This window comes from Amycolatopsis acididurans (genome assembly GCF_012328925.1).
GTDB lineage: Bacteria > Actinomycetota > Actinomycetes > Mycobacteriales > Pseudonocardiaceae > Amycolatopsis_E > Amycolatopsis_E acididurans.
Genome location: NZ_JAAXLS010000028.1, coordinates 26,900 through 40,234, shown reverse-complemented (window position 1 = coordinate 40,234; position 13,335 = coordinate 26,900). Strand labels below are relative to the sequence as shown.

Here is a 13,335-nt window from a genome sequence, read left to right as displayed (position 1 = left end):
TATGGTGGCCTACATGGCGCCGCTGAGCCTTACCGAGGCCGAGCGATCGACGCTGCTCGCCTGGGCCACCGACGAGAGCGGATCGCGCAATGTCCGCAGCCGGATCGTGCTCGGCTGCGCCGAGGGCCTGTCGCAACGCGAACTGGCCACCTCGCTGGGCGTCAGCCCGGCCACCGTGGGCAAATGGCGGGACCGGTTCGTCGAGCGCGGGCTGGACGGGCTCGCCGACGCGCCCCGCGCCGGCCGCCCCCGCAGCCCGGACCGCGCGGAAGCCGAACGGCTCGTGGTCACCGCGATCTCGCAGGCGCGGCGCGGCGAGCGCGTGCCCTCGACACGCTCGGTGGCCAGGTCGGTCGGCCTGTCGCAGTCCACCGTCGCGCGGATCTGGCGTGAGCACAGCGAAAGCGAGCCGCCGCGCACCGCGGTCGCCGGCCGGCTGCCGAAGGGGCTGCTGTCCGACAGCGTGTACCAGTTGCTGCGCACCAGCATCGTCAACGGCGAACTGCTGCCGGGGCAGCGGCTCGTGGAGGCGGAGATCGCGCGCCAGCTCGGCACCAGCCAGGCACCCGCGCGGGAGGCGATCAAGCGGCTGGCGCACGAGGGGCTGGTCAGTTCCCTGCCGCACCGGGGAAACTACGTCGCCGAGATCTCCCAGGAGCAGGCGCGCGAGGTGCGTGAGGTGCGCGTGCTCATCGAGGGCTACGCCGCACGGCAGGCCGCGACCGACATGCGGCCGCGGTCGCGCAACGCGATGGCCGCCGCCGTCGAGGCGATGCGGGAAGCGGCGCGGCGCGGGGACATCGGCGCCTTCCGCGACGCGGACCTGACCTTCCACCGGGAAGTGTGCGCGGCGGCGGGCAACGCGTTTCTCAACCGCATCTGGCGCACGATCGAGTCGAGCATGTGGAACCTGCGCGTGGTCGGCAACCCGCTCTACGCGGGCGACTGGCCCGCCATGGCCGAACGGCACGCCGACCTGCTGGCGGCACTGACGGCAGGCGAGCCGGACACCGCGGAACGCCTGTTCGCCGCCCACGCGGCGGGCCACGGTTCGTCGATGGATTAGGTCGCATGCCGCGCGGCAATACTGGCCCTATGCGACCGCTGCGCTCCGCCTTCGGCGCCCTCGCCCACGTGCGGGACGCGCGCGCCTTTCACCCCAAGGGAATCCTGGCCGACGGCATTGTGACCGCGCTCGGACGGGGGCTGTTACCCGAGGAGCCGACCGAGGTCCGGGCGAGGCTGTCCAAGGGCGCCGGGGTGCCGCAGGGGTTCCGGGACGTGCTGGGGCTGGCCGTGCGGGTGCCGCTGGAAACCGGGCAGTGGGACCTGACCTTCTCCACGGTGGGGCCGTTCGGCAGGGTCGTGCCGTTCCCGTCGTCCGGCTGGTGCGACCGCCCCTTCAGCAGCCTCATGCCGTACCGCGTCGACGGGCGGCCGCGGTGGCTGCTCGCACAGGCGGCCAGGGGACAGCCGGACGTCGACGCCTCCCTGCGCGCGGCCCGTCGCCTGGTCCGCGGCGGCGGGTTCGAGCTCGTGATCGCGGAGGCGAGCGCGACGGACGTCCCCCGGCCGATCGCGCTGCTGCGCCTGCACACGGTGTGCGCCGACGCCGCGCTGCCCGCCTTCGACCCGATCCTCAACCACCCACCCGGCGTGACGTTGTACCCGGGCTGGCTGGCGAAGGCGCGGGAGATGGCCTACCTCGGCAGCCGGGAGGGACGCTCCTGACCGGGCGGGAACGGACAAAGGCGGCACCGGGGCAGCAGCCGGACCTGCCCCGCGAGGGTGTTGGGCGAGCGTTCATCTCGCGCGCCGGAGGCGTTCACGCGCCGCCGCGAACATCTCCCCATGACTCTCAGCAGACGTGGACTGTTCGCGGGTGGCGCCGGGGTCGGCGGCGCGGTACTGCTCGGCGTACCGGGCGTCGCCTCGGCCGCACCGGAGTTGTGGGCGCAGCCTGGTTCACTCGGCGCACCCCCGGTTTCCGGGCTGCACCTGCAGTTCGGCGCCGACGCCTCGAAGCAGGCTGTGGTCTCCTGGCACACCACGACCGCCGTCGCCCGACCGCGCGTGCTGCTCGGCAGCCCCGACGGCGGTTTCGGGCAGGTCGTGCAGGCCGGTACGACCACCTATCGCGACGCGAAGTCCGGCACCGAGGTGCGCGTGCACCACGCGCGGCTGGACAACCTGCGGCCGGGCACCGACTACGTCTACGCCGCCGTGCACGACGGCGCCGCGCCCGAACTGGGCACGCTGCGCACCGCGCCGCGCGGCCGCGCCGCGTTCCGGTTCACCAGCTTCGGCGACCAGGGCACGCCCACGCTGGGCAAGCTGTCGAACGGCACCTACGTCAACGACAATCTCGGCTCGCCCTTCGGTGGCGACGTCACGGCCGCGGTCGAGGGCGCGGCGCCGCTGTTCCACCTCGTCAACGGCGATCTGTGCTACGCCAACCTTTCCACCGACCGGATCCGCACCTGGTCGGACTGGTTCAGCACCAACAGCCGCTCCGCACGGCACCGGCCGTGGATGCCCGCCGCGGGCAACCACGAGAACGAACTGGGCAACGGCCCGATCGGCTACGGCGCGTACCAGACCTATTTCAGCGTGCCCGATTCCGGTTCCGACGCCGAGACGCGCGGCCTGTGGTACTCCTTCACCGCCGGTTCGGTGCGCGTGATCAGCCTCAACAACGACGACGTCGCGCTGCAGGATGGCGGAAACTCCTACGTGCACGGCTATTCCGGCGGCGCGCAGCAGCGCTGGCTCGAGGCCGAGCTGAAAAGCGCGCGGTCCAATCCGGACATCGACTGGATCGTGGTGTGCATGCACCAGGTCGTGATATCCACAGTGGACAAGTTCAACGGCGCGGATCTCGGCATCCGCGAGTCGTGGGTACCGCTGTTCGACCGCTACGGCGTGGACCTGGTGGTGTGCGGGCACGAGCACCACTACGAACGGTCGCACCCGATCCGCGGCCAGCAACCCAACGACACCCGCACCCCGATTCCGGCCGACACCAAGACCGACGTCATCGACACCACGCGGGGCACCGTGCACATGGTCATCGGCGGTGGTGGCACGTCGGTGCCGTCGAACGCGCTGTTCTTCTCGCCCGCCAAATGCCGCGTGATCACGGCGGTCGGGCCGACGGATCCGAACACCGGCAAGAAGGCGCCGGTCTACGTGCTCGAAGACGCACCGTGGTCGGCGTTCCGCGATCGCGACCACGCCTACGGTTTCGCCGCTTTCGACGTCGACCCCGGTCATCCGGGCGGTGACACCACGATCGACGTCACCTACTACGCCGTGACCGGGCCGTACGGCGCGACCACCGCGGTGGACCGGTTCCGGCTGACCCGGCCACGCCGGAGCTGATCAGGACGGGCAGAATGCACGGAAGTTGACAAACTGGGGGCTTCCGTGAAAATCCGTCATCGCGCCGGCGGGGTACTGCTGGCCGCGACGGCGCTGGTCACGTCCGCGTGCGCCACCGTCGTCGCCGGCACCCCGCTGCCACCGTCCGCACCGCCCGGTCCCGCCGTCCACCTGACTCAGCAGGTGGCCGCGGCGGCGCCGAAAACCTACGAGGGCGTGCCCACCTACGATCCGTGCGCCATCCTGACCATCGACCTGGTCCGGCAGGCGGGCTACCTGCTCGACCCGGCCAACGAGTACCACGACGACCGGTTCACCGCGAACGGTGACAAGGGCAATCCGCAGCACCCGATCGGCAGCCCGGACCCGGCGGGTGAGTGCGACATCTGGCCCAGGAACAGCGCCAACTTCGTGTCGCTGCAGATCAACCAGCTGCCGTTCCAGGACACCGACGACCGCGACACGGTCACGCGCGTCAACGATCCCGCCCGCCTCGGCGCGAACCTGGTCAAGGACGACAACCGCGACGGGATGCGCGTCGTAACGTCCACTGTGGACCAGCCGGGCCGGTACCAGGTGACCTATTTCCTCGGCGACTACTGGGCCGTGCTGCTGGTCTACGCCGGCGGCGCGGACGGGCTCACCAAGAGCCCCGAGGAGATACTGGGGTTTCTCACCGACCAGGTCGCGGCGAAGCTGCGGGCCGGACCGGGCGCCGCGGGACAGAGCGAGTTCGGGTTCGGGGGCGCCTACGCCTTCGCGCCGACCGCGTGCTCGATCTACCACGGCGAGGACTTCCCGGCCTCGTTCAACGAACCGGAGATCGGCCGCGTCGAAGAGGCCTTCCAACTCGGCGAGCGAACGCTCACGGCCGATCCGGTCGACGCCGGGCAGCACCTGGGCCCGTGGCAGTACGCGCGCAGCTCGTGCACGCGAGCCAACCACGCGGCGGTCGACTTCACCGGCACCGCGCAGAAGCTCACCGTCCAGCTCGAGTCCTATTCGGACGAGGCGGGAGCGGCCTACTCCAACACCTGGAGCTGCAGCGGCGATCCGAAGTACAAGGCGCCCTACGGTGCGCCCCTGACCCTGCAGAACAAGATCGGCGACGGCCACGTGTGCTTCGTCAAAATGGGCGAGTTCAACCCGGACTTCCAGTTCAAGGTGGGCCGTCACGTCGTGACGATCCACTCGTTCGCCGCCTCGACGTATCAGAACCTGGACACCTCGGCCGCCGTGCTGGAAAAGGTCTCCGAGCAGATCGCGCAGCGGCTGACGCAGTACAAATAAGACTCATGACGGCGTGTGGCGCTGCCGTTTGAGCTCCGCCTCGTGCACGTGCCGCACGCCGCCGGTGAGCTCCCTCGCCTCGCGTTCGAACTCGCGGAAGGGCTGGTAGTACATATCGTCGTACTCCTCGACGACCTGGAACGTCCACCGGTCGGGCAGCACGTTCCGGCCGAGCAGCTCGATCTCCAGGCGCGCGGCGAGTTTCTCGTGTCCCACCTCGCGTAACCGCCTGATCGCGTCGCCGACGGCGAAATCCGCGGTGCCGGTCAAGCGGTGGAACGCGTACAAATGTCCACGCGCGACCTCCACGGTCTCCAGCGCCTCGGTCAGCTTGCCCACGGCCGCCACGGTGTCCGGTGTGTCGTTCATGCCGGCACGGGTACCCCTGAGAACGCAAAACGATGCACAAGCGTTGCGAGGCGACACTGTGAAGCAGATCAGCCGCGAGGTGGCCACCGGCCCGGACGCCGTGTACCGGGTGCTGGCCGACGGTTGGACCTACGGCGCGTGGGTCGTGGGCAACTCCCGCGTCCGCCGTGTCGATTCCGCCTGGCCGGAGCCGGGCAGGCGGAATCGACACAGTGCCGGGGTGTGGCCGCTGCGTGTGAACGACGTGACCGAGGTGATGGCGCTCGAGCCGGAGCGCCGCCTGGAGCTGCGGGCGCGGCTGTGGCATTTCGGCACTGCGGACGTGCTGATCGGACTCGAACCGCTCGGCACGGGCCGGACTCGCGTGACAATGGCCGAGGAGTTCACCGCCGGTCCCGGCAGCCTGTTGCCCGGCCTGCTTCAGGACCTCGCGCTGTGGCCGCGCAACGCCGAGTCCCTGCGCCGCCTCACCGACATCGCACTGGGCCGCGAAACCTAGGCCTGCGACTGGTGACTGGGCCGGCCCCACGGCACCGAACCGGCCCGCGCGAACCACGACCCCGGACGCGCCGACAACGCACGACTGGGCGAGCAGGCCTGGTCCCGCAGGCCATCGGCGAACTCGCTGATCACCTCACGGGCGTCGCGCGCGGGCCGCCAGCCGAGACGTTCTCGCGCCTGCGTCGTGTCGACCAGCGCCGCCTCGTCCGCCAGCGCGAGCCAGCCCGGGTGCAGGGGCTGGATCCCGGTCCGCCACAGTGGCCACGCCAGCCCGGACAGCACGCGCCGCGGCACCGGAACCCGCGTGGCGCCGAACAGCCCGGCGAGACCGTCGCCGCGCAGCACGGGCTCGGCCGCCAGGTTCAGGGCACCGTGGAAATCCGCCTCCAGGGCCAGCGAGATCGCCTCGGCCACATCGGACGCGTGCACGGCCTGGAAACGCAGGTCCGGCCACAGGGGCAGCGGGAATCCCGGGACCGAGACGAACTCCGCGGGCAGCAACGGACTGAGCAGCCAGCGCGCGAACTGCCCACCCGCGTGGCGCTGCAGGATCGCGCACGGCCGCAGCCTCGTCAGCCGGACCCGCGGGCGCTCCCACTCGAACACGTCGAGCATCCGCTCCAGCTCGGCCTTGCCCCGGCTGTACGCGCTGCGTGCGATCCCTTCGCACGGCCAGTCCTCACTCACCCGCTGCCAGCGCGGCGCGGGCCCGTAGGCCGCGACGGACGACGCGACCACCAGCCGCGGCACCCCGGCGCGGGCGACGGCGTCGAGCAGCCGGCGGGTGCCGCCGAGGTTCGTGCTCTCCATCGGCGGGTCGGCGGTGCTCGGGTTGATCGCCCAGGCCAGATGCACGACCGCGTCCGCATCGGCCAGCACGGACGCCGGCGGCGCGGACTCGCTCAGGTCCCAGGGCACCCACTCGATTCCGGAATAGACGTCGGCGGCGGGCGGGACCCGCCGGGCCAGGCCGGTCACCGGCCCACGCCAGATCTTGGCCAGTGCCGTGCCGACATTGCCGGTCGCTCCTGTCACCACGATGCGCATCCCGACCGGTTTTCCGCGATCCGACGGGTCAAAACCGGCGGCAACGGGTAAGGCTGGAGACATGAGCGAATCCGTGGACGCGGTGGTCATCGGCGCGGGCCCCAACGGCCTGGTCGCGGCCAACCTGCTCGCCGACGCGGGCTGGGACGTGCTCGTGCTCGAAGCGGGCCCCTCCCCCGGCGGCGCCGTCCGCACCGCGGAGCTCACCGCGCCGGGCTTCCGCAACGACGTGCTCAGCGCGTTCTACCCGCTCGCGGCGGTCTCACCGGTCATCAACAGCCTCGACCTCGGCGCGTACGGCCTGCGCTGGCGGCACGCCCCGGCCGCGCTCGCCCACGTGCTGCCCGACGACCGCAGCGCCGTGATCTCGCGGGAGCTGGACACCACGATCGCCTCGGTGCGGGAGTTCGCGCCCGAGGACGGCGACGCCTGGCAGGACGAGTTCACCTCGTTCACCCGGATGAAGAACCCGCTCATCAACGCCTTGTTCCAGCCGTTCCCGCCGGTCCGTGCCGGGCTGCGGCTCGCGCGCACGCTCGGCGTCGCCGACGGGCTGCGGTTCGCCCGCCTGGTCACCATGCCGGTCCGCACGCTGGCCGAGGAACGCTTCCGCGGCGCGGGTGCCCGGCTGCTGCTCGCCGGCAACGCGCAGCACACCGATCTCGGGCCGGACGACGCCGGCAGCGCCGTCTTCGGCTGGCTGCTGGCGATGCTCGCGCAGGACGTCGGATTCCCGGTGCCCGAAGGCGGCGCGGGGCGGCTGACGATCGCGCTGGCGAACCGCCTGGCAGCGGCCGGCGGGCGCATCGAATGCGACCGGGCCGTCACCCGCGTGCACACCGCGGGCGGCGAGGCGGTCGGCGTCACGGACGTCACCGGTCGTGTCGTGCGTGCCCGGCGGGCCGTACTGGCCACCGTGCCCGCGCCCACCCTGTACGAGAACCTGCTCAGCCCGCACGATCTGCCACCCCGGCTGCTGCGCGACCTGAAGTCGTTTCACTGGGACGACGGCACGGTCAAAGTGGACTGGGCGCTGGACCGGCCGGTCCCGTGGCGCAATCCCGAGGTGAGCAAGGCCGGCACGGTGCACCTCGGCGGCGACATGCACGGGCTGGCCCGGTATCACCAGGACATTTCCGCGGGCCGGGTACCGGTGGATCCGTTCCTGCTGATGGGCCAGATGACCACGGCCGACGACACACGCTCCCCCGAGGGCACCGAATCGGCCTGGGTGTACACGCACGTGCCGCGCGAATACCGCTGGGACACCGATTCGCTGCGGCATTTCGCCGACCGGCTGGAGGCCGTGGTGGAACGGCACGCACCGGGTTTCACCGGCACCATCAAGGACCGCTGCGTGCAGGGGCCGGGCGATCTGTGCCATGTGGACGGTAACCTGCTCGGCGGCTCGATCAACGCCGGTACCGCGGCGATCCACCAGCAGCTGTTCTTCCGTCCCGTGCCGGGTCTTTCGCGCGCCGACACCCCGGTGGACCGGCTGTACCTGGCGGGCGCCTCGGCACATCCCGGCGGCGCCGTGCACGGTGGCCCCGGTGCGAACGCCGCCCGCGCCGCACTCCGCAGGGCCGGCCGGGGCGGGCGCGCCTACCGCGCCGTGATCCAGCGCCTCAACGACGCCGTGTACCGCGACTGAAACCTGGCCCCGGCGGTCCTACGAAAACCGGACGACTGCCTGCCTCCGGGCCGAGAGCGCACGCTGGGGCCATGACCGAACCCGGAACCGTTCTTGTCACCGGCCCGACCCGCAACCTGGGCCGCCACGCCGCGCTCGCCATGGCCGCCCGTCCGCGGGACCGGCGCCCCGACCTGCTGCTCGTCGGCCGCGCCGGGCGCGATCTGACCACCGTCGCCGATGAGGCCCGCGCCCTCGGCGCCCACGTCCGCGAGATCGGCTGCGACCTCTCGCGCCTGGCCGACGTCCGGGCCGCCGCCACCACCGTGCGCGACCTGCTCGCGTCCGGGGCCGTGCGGCCGCTGCGGGCACTGGTCGCCAACGCCGGCAGCATGTCCTCGGACACCCGGCAGGCCTCGCCCGACGGCTATGAGCTGACGTTCGCCGTCAACTATCTCGCGCACGCCCAGCTCATCGGCGACCTGCTCGGCTCGTTCACCGCTCCCGCGCGGGTGGTCCTGGTCGGCTCGAACACCTATCACGCCAACTTCTGGCGCAGGCTCCTGGGCGTGGCCGAAGCCGAGTGGGCCGATCCGCTCGACCTCGCCCGCCCGGCCACCGGTGACAAGGCCCCCGGCATGACCGCGTCCGGCGTCGCCTACTCCAACGCCAAGCTGGCGATCCTCTACTACGCCCACGAACTGCAACGCCACACCGGCGCCGGAATCACCGTGTCGGTGTTCGAACCGGGCTGGATGCCCGGCACCGCGCTGGGCCGCGGCACCCCCGCGGTGGCCCAGGCGATCGGCCGCGCACTGGGTCGCATTCCCGGCGTGTCGACGCCCCAGCGCTCGGGGCCGCTGCTGGCCGCGATGGCGCTCGACGACAAGTGGGCCCACCTTCGCGACGGCGCGTTCGTGGTCAAGACCAAGCCGACCGAGGTGCGGCCCGTCGCCCACGACCGCGCCCGGGAACGGCGCCTGTGGGAGGCGACCGCCGAGCTGCTGGAGAACGCGGGCGCCGCGCGCCCGTCCGAGCGCTAACCGCGAGGGGTCGCCGTCGCCCGCACGGTCTTCGTGGCGAGATCGACGACGGCGATCGACGAGGTCCGCAGCTCGCACTCGCCGCCGCTCAACCGTTCCACCAGCATGCTCAAGTCCGGGTTGTGCCCGACGAACAGCACCGTCTTCGGCCCGGCCGGCACGTCGAGCAGCACGTCCAGCAGCGCGCCGACGCCCTCGTCGTACAGGCGGGGCTCGAACCGCACCTCCGGCTGCGAGGGCAGCTCCGCGGCGACCCGTTTCCACGTCTGCCGGGCGCGTTTGGCGGGTGAGCACACGACCAGATCGATCGCACCGGCGTTGTCGGCGAGCCAGCGTCCGGCGGCGGGCGCGTCACGGCGGCCGCGCCCGGCCAGCGGGCGGTCGAAGTCCGGCACGTTGCCGGTCCAGTCGGACTTCGCGTGCCGGAGGACGATCAGTGTGTCGGGCATGCCTTCAGTATCACGCCGTGCGCAGCCGCTTCGACAGCACCACACCGGCCACCGTGAACAGCCCGCACAGCACGAGCGTCAGCGACAGCGGGGCCGACGAGCCGCCGAACTCCGGGACCAGCGCGAGCGCACCGATCGGGATGAGCCCGCCGGCCAGCGCGGTGCCGAGCGCGATGCACAGGCCGGAGCCGGTGTAGCGCGAGGCGACCGGGAACAGGTCCGCCATGAGCGAGGGCACCGCACCGTTGAACGCGGCGTAGCACACCGTGCCGACCAGCATCGCCACGAGCATCGCGCCGAAGCCACCGGAGTCGATCAGCCAGAACGCCGGGAACGCCCACAGGATCAGCAGCACCCCCGAGGACAGCACGAGGCGCTCGCGCCCCCACTTGTCCGCCTTGACCGCACTCAGCAACGTCAGGCCCAGCAGCACGATCGACGTGATCACCAGTCCGGTTTGGACTTCGGTGCCGCTCAGCCCGGGCACGTAACTCTTGGTGTAGGCGACCAGGCCGGTCATCAGCACGTACAGGTACGAGCACGGCGCCGACCACATCAGCGAACCCGCGATCAACGCGGGCCACTCGTCGCGGAACACGGTGCGCACCTTCGGCCGCGTACCGGTTCTCGCCTCGTGCCCGGCCAGTTCCGCGACGAACTCCGGGGTCTCCTCCAGCCGCTTGCGCAGCACCAGTCCCAGCAGCACGAGCAACGCGCTGGCCAGGAACGGGACGCGCCACGCCCAGGACTGGAACGTCGAGGCGCTCACCCACGAGTTGACGGCCAGGATCACCGCGCTCGCCACGCCGATGCCCAGCACGGTGCCCAGTTGCACGAACGATCCGTAGAACGACCGCTTGTTCGGCGGCGCGTGCTCGACAGCCACCAGCACCGCGCCGCCCCATTCGCCGCCCACCGCGAGTCCCTGCAGCATCCGGCACGCCACCAGCAGCACCGGCGCCCACAGACCGACGTCGGCGAAGGTGGGCAACAGTCCGATCGCGACGGTCGAGGCACCCATCAAGACCATCGAACCGAGCAGCGCCACGCGGCGGCCGCGGGTGTCGCCGAGCCAGCCGAACAGCAACGCGCCCAGCGGCCGCATCCCGAACGCGACGGCGTGCGTGCCCAGCGCCGCGAGCGTACCGATCCACGGTGACACGGCGGGAAAGAACAGCGGCGCGAACACCAGCGCCGCCATGAAGGCGTAGACGATGAAATCGAAGATCTCGATCATCGTGCCGATCATCGACGACCCGGCGATGCGCACCGGGGACAGCGGTTTCCCGCTCATCGTGCCGGTGCGGGCACGGACTGTTTCGGACATGGGGGTACCACCCTAGGTTTTCCGGTACGGGGAGGGGAATTGTCTTTCGTCAGGCCTGGCGCAGTTTTTCCGCGAAATCGCGGGCGCTGCCTTCGGTGCCGAGCGCGAGGACGTGCGCGCGGACCTCGGCGGCCTCGGCGCCCGCGTTGCCGGTGAACTTCGCGCGGATGTCCTCGTGCGACAATGGACGTTCGGCGTGGCCGCGGTTGATGTCCTCGCGGCGGGTGAGCGTGCGCCCGTCCTTCAGCGCGATCTCCACGGCGGCCGAGTACGCGTGCGGGAACCTGCTGTCCGGATCGCCTGCGATGTCGACGAGCTGGGCCAGTTCGAGAATCTCGTTGTCCGCCAGCGCTTCGTCGGCGAACTCGGCCAGCGTGAGCCTGCCGCGCGAGACGCACGCCCCCGCGATGAACGGCAGGCTGAACTTCGCGTCGTAGTCGTCGCGCGGCTTGCGCTTGTTCTCGATCGGCTCGCAGACCACCGCGCCGGGTGTCGGATGGATCAGACAGCGGATGCGCTCGATGTCGGCGGCGCCGAACCCGTCGCGCTCGCGCAGGAACAGGATCGCGTCGGCGAACGCGTGCGTGAAATGGCAGCTGGGATAGGGCTTCACCGCGGTCTTGAGCAGTTCCCAATGTTCACCGAGCCCGTCGGTCATCGCGCCGGTGTCCCATTCGCGCTGCTGCAAATGCGTCGCGTACAGGCCGTAACGCCCCTCGTACACGGCTGTAGGCCCCGGCCAGTCCTCGGCGGCGAAGGCACTCGCGGTGAGCGCGGCGTTCGCCGCCCAGCCCGGATGCAGCCGCTTGGTCCACGCGCCCTCTTCGAGGAACTCCAGGATCCCCGAAGCCATCGAGCCGACGATCTGTTGCGCGGCGGTGATTCCGCGGGCCTCGAGTCCCGCGAGTTTCGCCGCCGCGACCGAGGCTCCGAACGCGCCGGCCAGCCCCGTGGGGTGGAACCCCGCGTCGTGGAAGCCACCTCGTGCGACTTCCCCGACGCGGGCGCTGATCTCGATACCGAGGATGTAGGCGGCGAGCAGGTCCGCCGAGGACCGGTCGTGCTGGATGGCGGCGGCGAGGCCGACCGGCAGCGCGGAGGCCGACACGTGCGTGACCGCACCGACGTGCGTGTCGTCGAAATCGAGGCCGTGCACCAGAACCGCGTTGAGCATCGCCGCCTCGCGCGGGCCGAGCCGGTCCGGCAGGCCGAGCACGGGCTGATCACCGGAGCCCAGCCTCGCCAGCGCACGGCGGGCGCGGCGGGTGAACTCCTGATCCGTGGCGGCCAGAGCGACCCCGACGGAGTCCAGCGCGAGATGCCGCGCGCGTTCCACGACTTCGGCGGGAATGTCGTCGAGTGTGGTCTTCGCGGCGAACTCGCCAAAGATCTCGGCGATGGGGGCGCCCGGCATCCTTGCCTCCTCGGGACTCGTCCTTGATGACCCGCGGGCCTCCGCAAGGGGTGCCCGCCCACTCAGTCTGCAATGTGGACGGAAACGAGGCAAGGAAAACTTCAGACGTTTTTGGGATCAGTCGTCTTTCATGCGTTCGTAGACCGGGCGAAGGGCGAGCAGATGGGCGCGATTGAGCCGCTCGGCCTCCTCGGCGTCACCGGCCGCGACCGCGTCGTAGATGCGCTGGTGATCCTCGTCGATCTCGCGCCAGCGGCCCGCCGCGATCCGCTCGCGATGCAGCCTGCTGTGCAGCACGGCGTTGATCGGCTGGCACATCAGCCGCAACAGCGGGTTGCCGGTGATCGCGACGAGTGTCGTGTGGAAGTCCCAGTGCAGTTCGAACCCGGTCGCCGGATCGAGATGCGAGGTCTCTTCCATCGTGCGCCGCAGTTCCGCGAGGTCCTCGGCGGTCGCGCGCTCGGCGGCGATCCTGGCTGCGGGCGGCTCCACGATCAGCCGCGCTTCCAGCAGGTTGTCCACACTCAGGTTGTTGGCGTTGACCAGCAGGCCGAGTGCGCCGCCGAGGCTTTCCGCGACGGCGCCGGCATCCGGCGCGGCGACGAAACTGCCGCCCGACACGCCGCGCGTCGTGTCGATCAGCTGCTGACTGGCCAGCAGCCGCAGCGCTTCGCGCACCGTGCTGCGGCTGACCCCGAACAGCCCGCACAGCTCGGCCTCACTCGGCAGCCGCGTGCCCGTGGCCAGCGCGCCGGACAGGATCTGCTCCTTGAGCTGATCGGCCACCTGCCGGTAGGCGGCCTGCACCCGCTTCACCCGCAGCCCGGCAGTCGCCGCACCGTTCTCGACAGTCATCCACTCAGCCTACGGCGTATGGGCCA

At 71.2% G+C, this 13,335-nt stretch carries 13 protein-coding genes; 7 read left to right on the top strand and 6 right to left on the bottom strand.

Translation table 11 applies throughout. The features are described from left to right. Positions 1-13 precede the first annotated feature (13 nt). From HFP15_RS28840 to HFP15_RS28825, 4 genes are all read left to right on the top strand, one after another. Positions 14-1,066 carry an FCD domain-containing protein gene (locus HFP15_RS28840; protein WP_168519912.1) on the top strand — a complete coding sequence of 351 codons (1,053 nt, stop codon included), beginning with the start codon at positions 14-16 and terminating at the stop codon, positions 1,064-1,066. A 29-nt stretch (positions 1,067-1,095) separates the two neighbouring features. Continuing rightward, entirely contained in the window at positions 1,096-1,731 is a 636-nt protein-coding gene (locus HFP15_RS28835; RefSeq protein ID WP_168519911.1) for a hypothetical protein, read from the top strand. A gap of 120 nt (positions 1,732-1,851) precedes the next feature. After that, a complete protein-coding gene (locus HFP15_RS28830) occupies positions 1,852-3,381 on the top strand; it encodes a purple acid phosphatase family protein (protein WP_168519910.1) in 1,530 nt (509 codons plus the stop codon). Positions 3,382-3,426: 45 nt separating this feature from the next. After that, positions 3,427-4,671 carry a hypothetical protein gene (locus HFP15_RS28825; RefSeq protein WP_168519909.1) on the top strand — a complete coding sequence of 415 codons (1,245 nt, stop codon included), beginning with the start codon at positions 3,427-3,429 and terminating at the stop codon, positions 4,669-4,671. A gap of 3 nt (positions 4,672-4,674) precedes the next feature. Here HFP15_RS28825 and HFP15_RS28820 read toward each other — a convergent pair whose 3' ends face one another. Next, positions 4,675-5,040: a hypothetical protein gene (locus HFP15_RS28820; protein ID WP_168519908.1), complete on the bottom strand. Its 366-nt coding sequence runs from the start codon at positions 5,038-5,040 to the stop codon at positions 4,675-4,677. 58 nt (positions 5,041-5,098) lie between these two features. Here HFP15_RS28820 and HFP15_RS28815 point away from each other — a divergent pair, with 58 nt between their 5' ends. Further along, positions 5,099-5,539, top strand: a complete 441-nt coding sequence (locus HFP15_RS28815) for an SRPBCC family protein (protein ID WP_312871795.1) — start codon at positions 5,099-5,101, stop codon at positions 5,537-5,539. On the opposite strand, the gene HFP15_RS28810 is transcribed toward HFP15_RS28815, so the two are convergent. Beyond that, complete coding sequence (locus tag HFP15_RS28810; protein ID WP_168519947.1) at positions 5,536-6,588, bottom strand: NAD-dependent epimerase/dehydratase family protein; 1,053 nt, start codon at positions 6,586-6,588, stop codon at positions 5,536-5,538. The genes HFP15_RS28815 and HFP15_RS28810 overlap by 4 nt on opposite strands. A 61-nt stretch (positions 6,589-6,649) precedes the next feature. Here HFP15_RS28810 and HFP15_RS28805 point away from each other — a divergent pair, with 61 nt between their 5' ends. Both HFP15_RS28805 and HFP15_RS28800 read left to right on the top strand, forming a co-directional pair. Further along, positions 6,650-8,242 (top strand): phytoene desaturase family protein, encoded by a 1,593-nt coding sequence (locus tag HFP15_RS28805; protein ID WP_168519907.1) that lies wholly within the window; start codon positions 6,650-6,652, stop codon positions 8,240-8,242. 71 nt (positions 8,243-8,313) lie between these two features. After that, positions 8,314-9,264 (top strand): SDR family NAD(P)-dependent oxidoreductase, encoded by a 951-nt coding sequence (locus HFP15_RS28800; protein ID WP_168519906.1) that lies wholly within the window; start codon positions 8,314-8,316, stop codon positions 9,262-9,264. Here HFP15_RS28800 and HFP15_RS28795 read toward each other — a convergent pair. The 4 genes from HFP15_RS28795 to HFP15_RS28780 form a co-directional block, all read right to left on the bottom strand. Then, positions 9,261-9,713, bottom strand: a complete 453-nt coding sequence (locus tag HFP15_RS28795; RefSeq protein ID WP_168519905.1) for a SixA phosphatase family protein — start codon at positions 9,711-9,713, stop codon at positions 9,261-9,263. The two genes, HFP15_RS28800 and HFP15_RS28795, sit on opposite strands and share 4 nt — an antisense overlap. 10 nt (positions 9,714-9,723) lie before the next feature. Next, positions 9,724-11,040, bottom strand: a complete 1,317-nt coding sequence (locus HFP15_RS28790) for an MFS transporter (protein WP_168519904.1) — start codon at positions 11,038-11,040, stop codon at positions 9,724-9,726. Between the two features lie 49 nt (positions 11,041-11,089). Beyond that, positions 11,090-12,454, bottom strand: coding sequence for an MmgE/PrpD family protein (locus tag HFP15_RS28785; RefSeq protein WP_168519903.1), 1,365 nt, complete (start codon positions 12,452-12,454; stop codon positions 11,090-11,092). A gap of 117 nt (positions 12,455-12,571) precedes the next feature. After that, positions 12,572-13,309 (bottom strand): FadR/GntR family transcriptional regulator, encoded by a 738-nt coding sequence (locus HFP15_RS28780; protein ID WP_168519902.1) that lies wholly within the window; start codon positions 13,307-13,309, stop codon positions 12,572-12,574. Positions 13,310-13,335 lie beyond the last annotated feature (26 nt).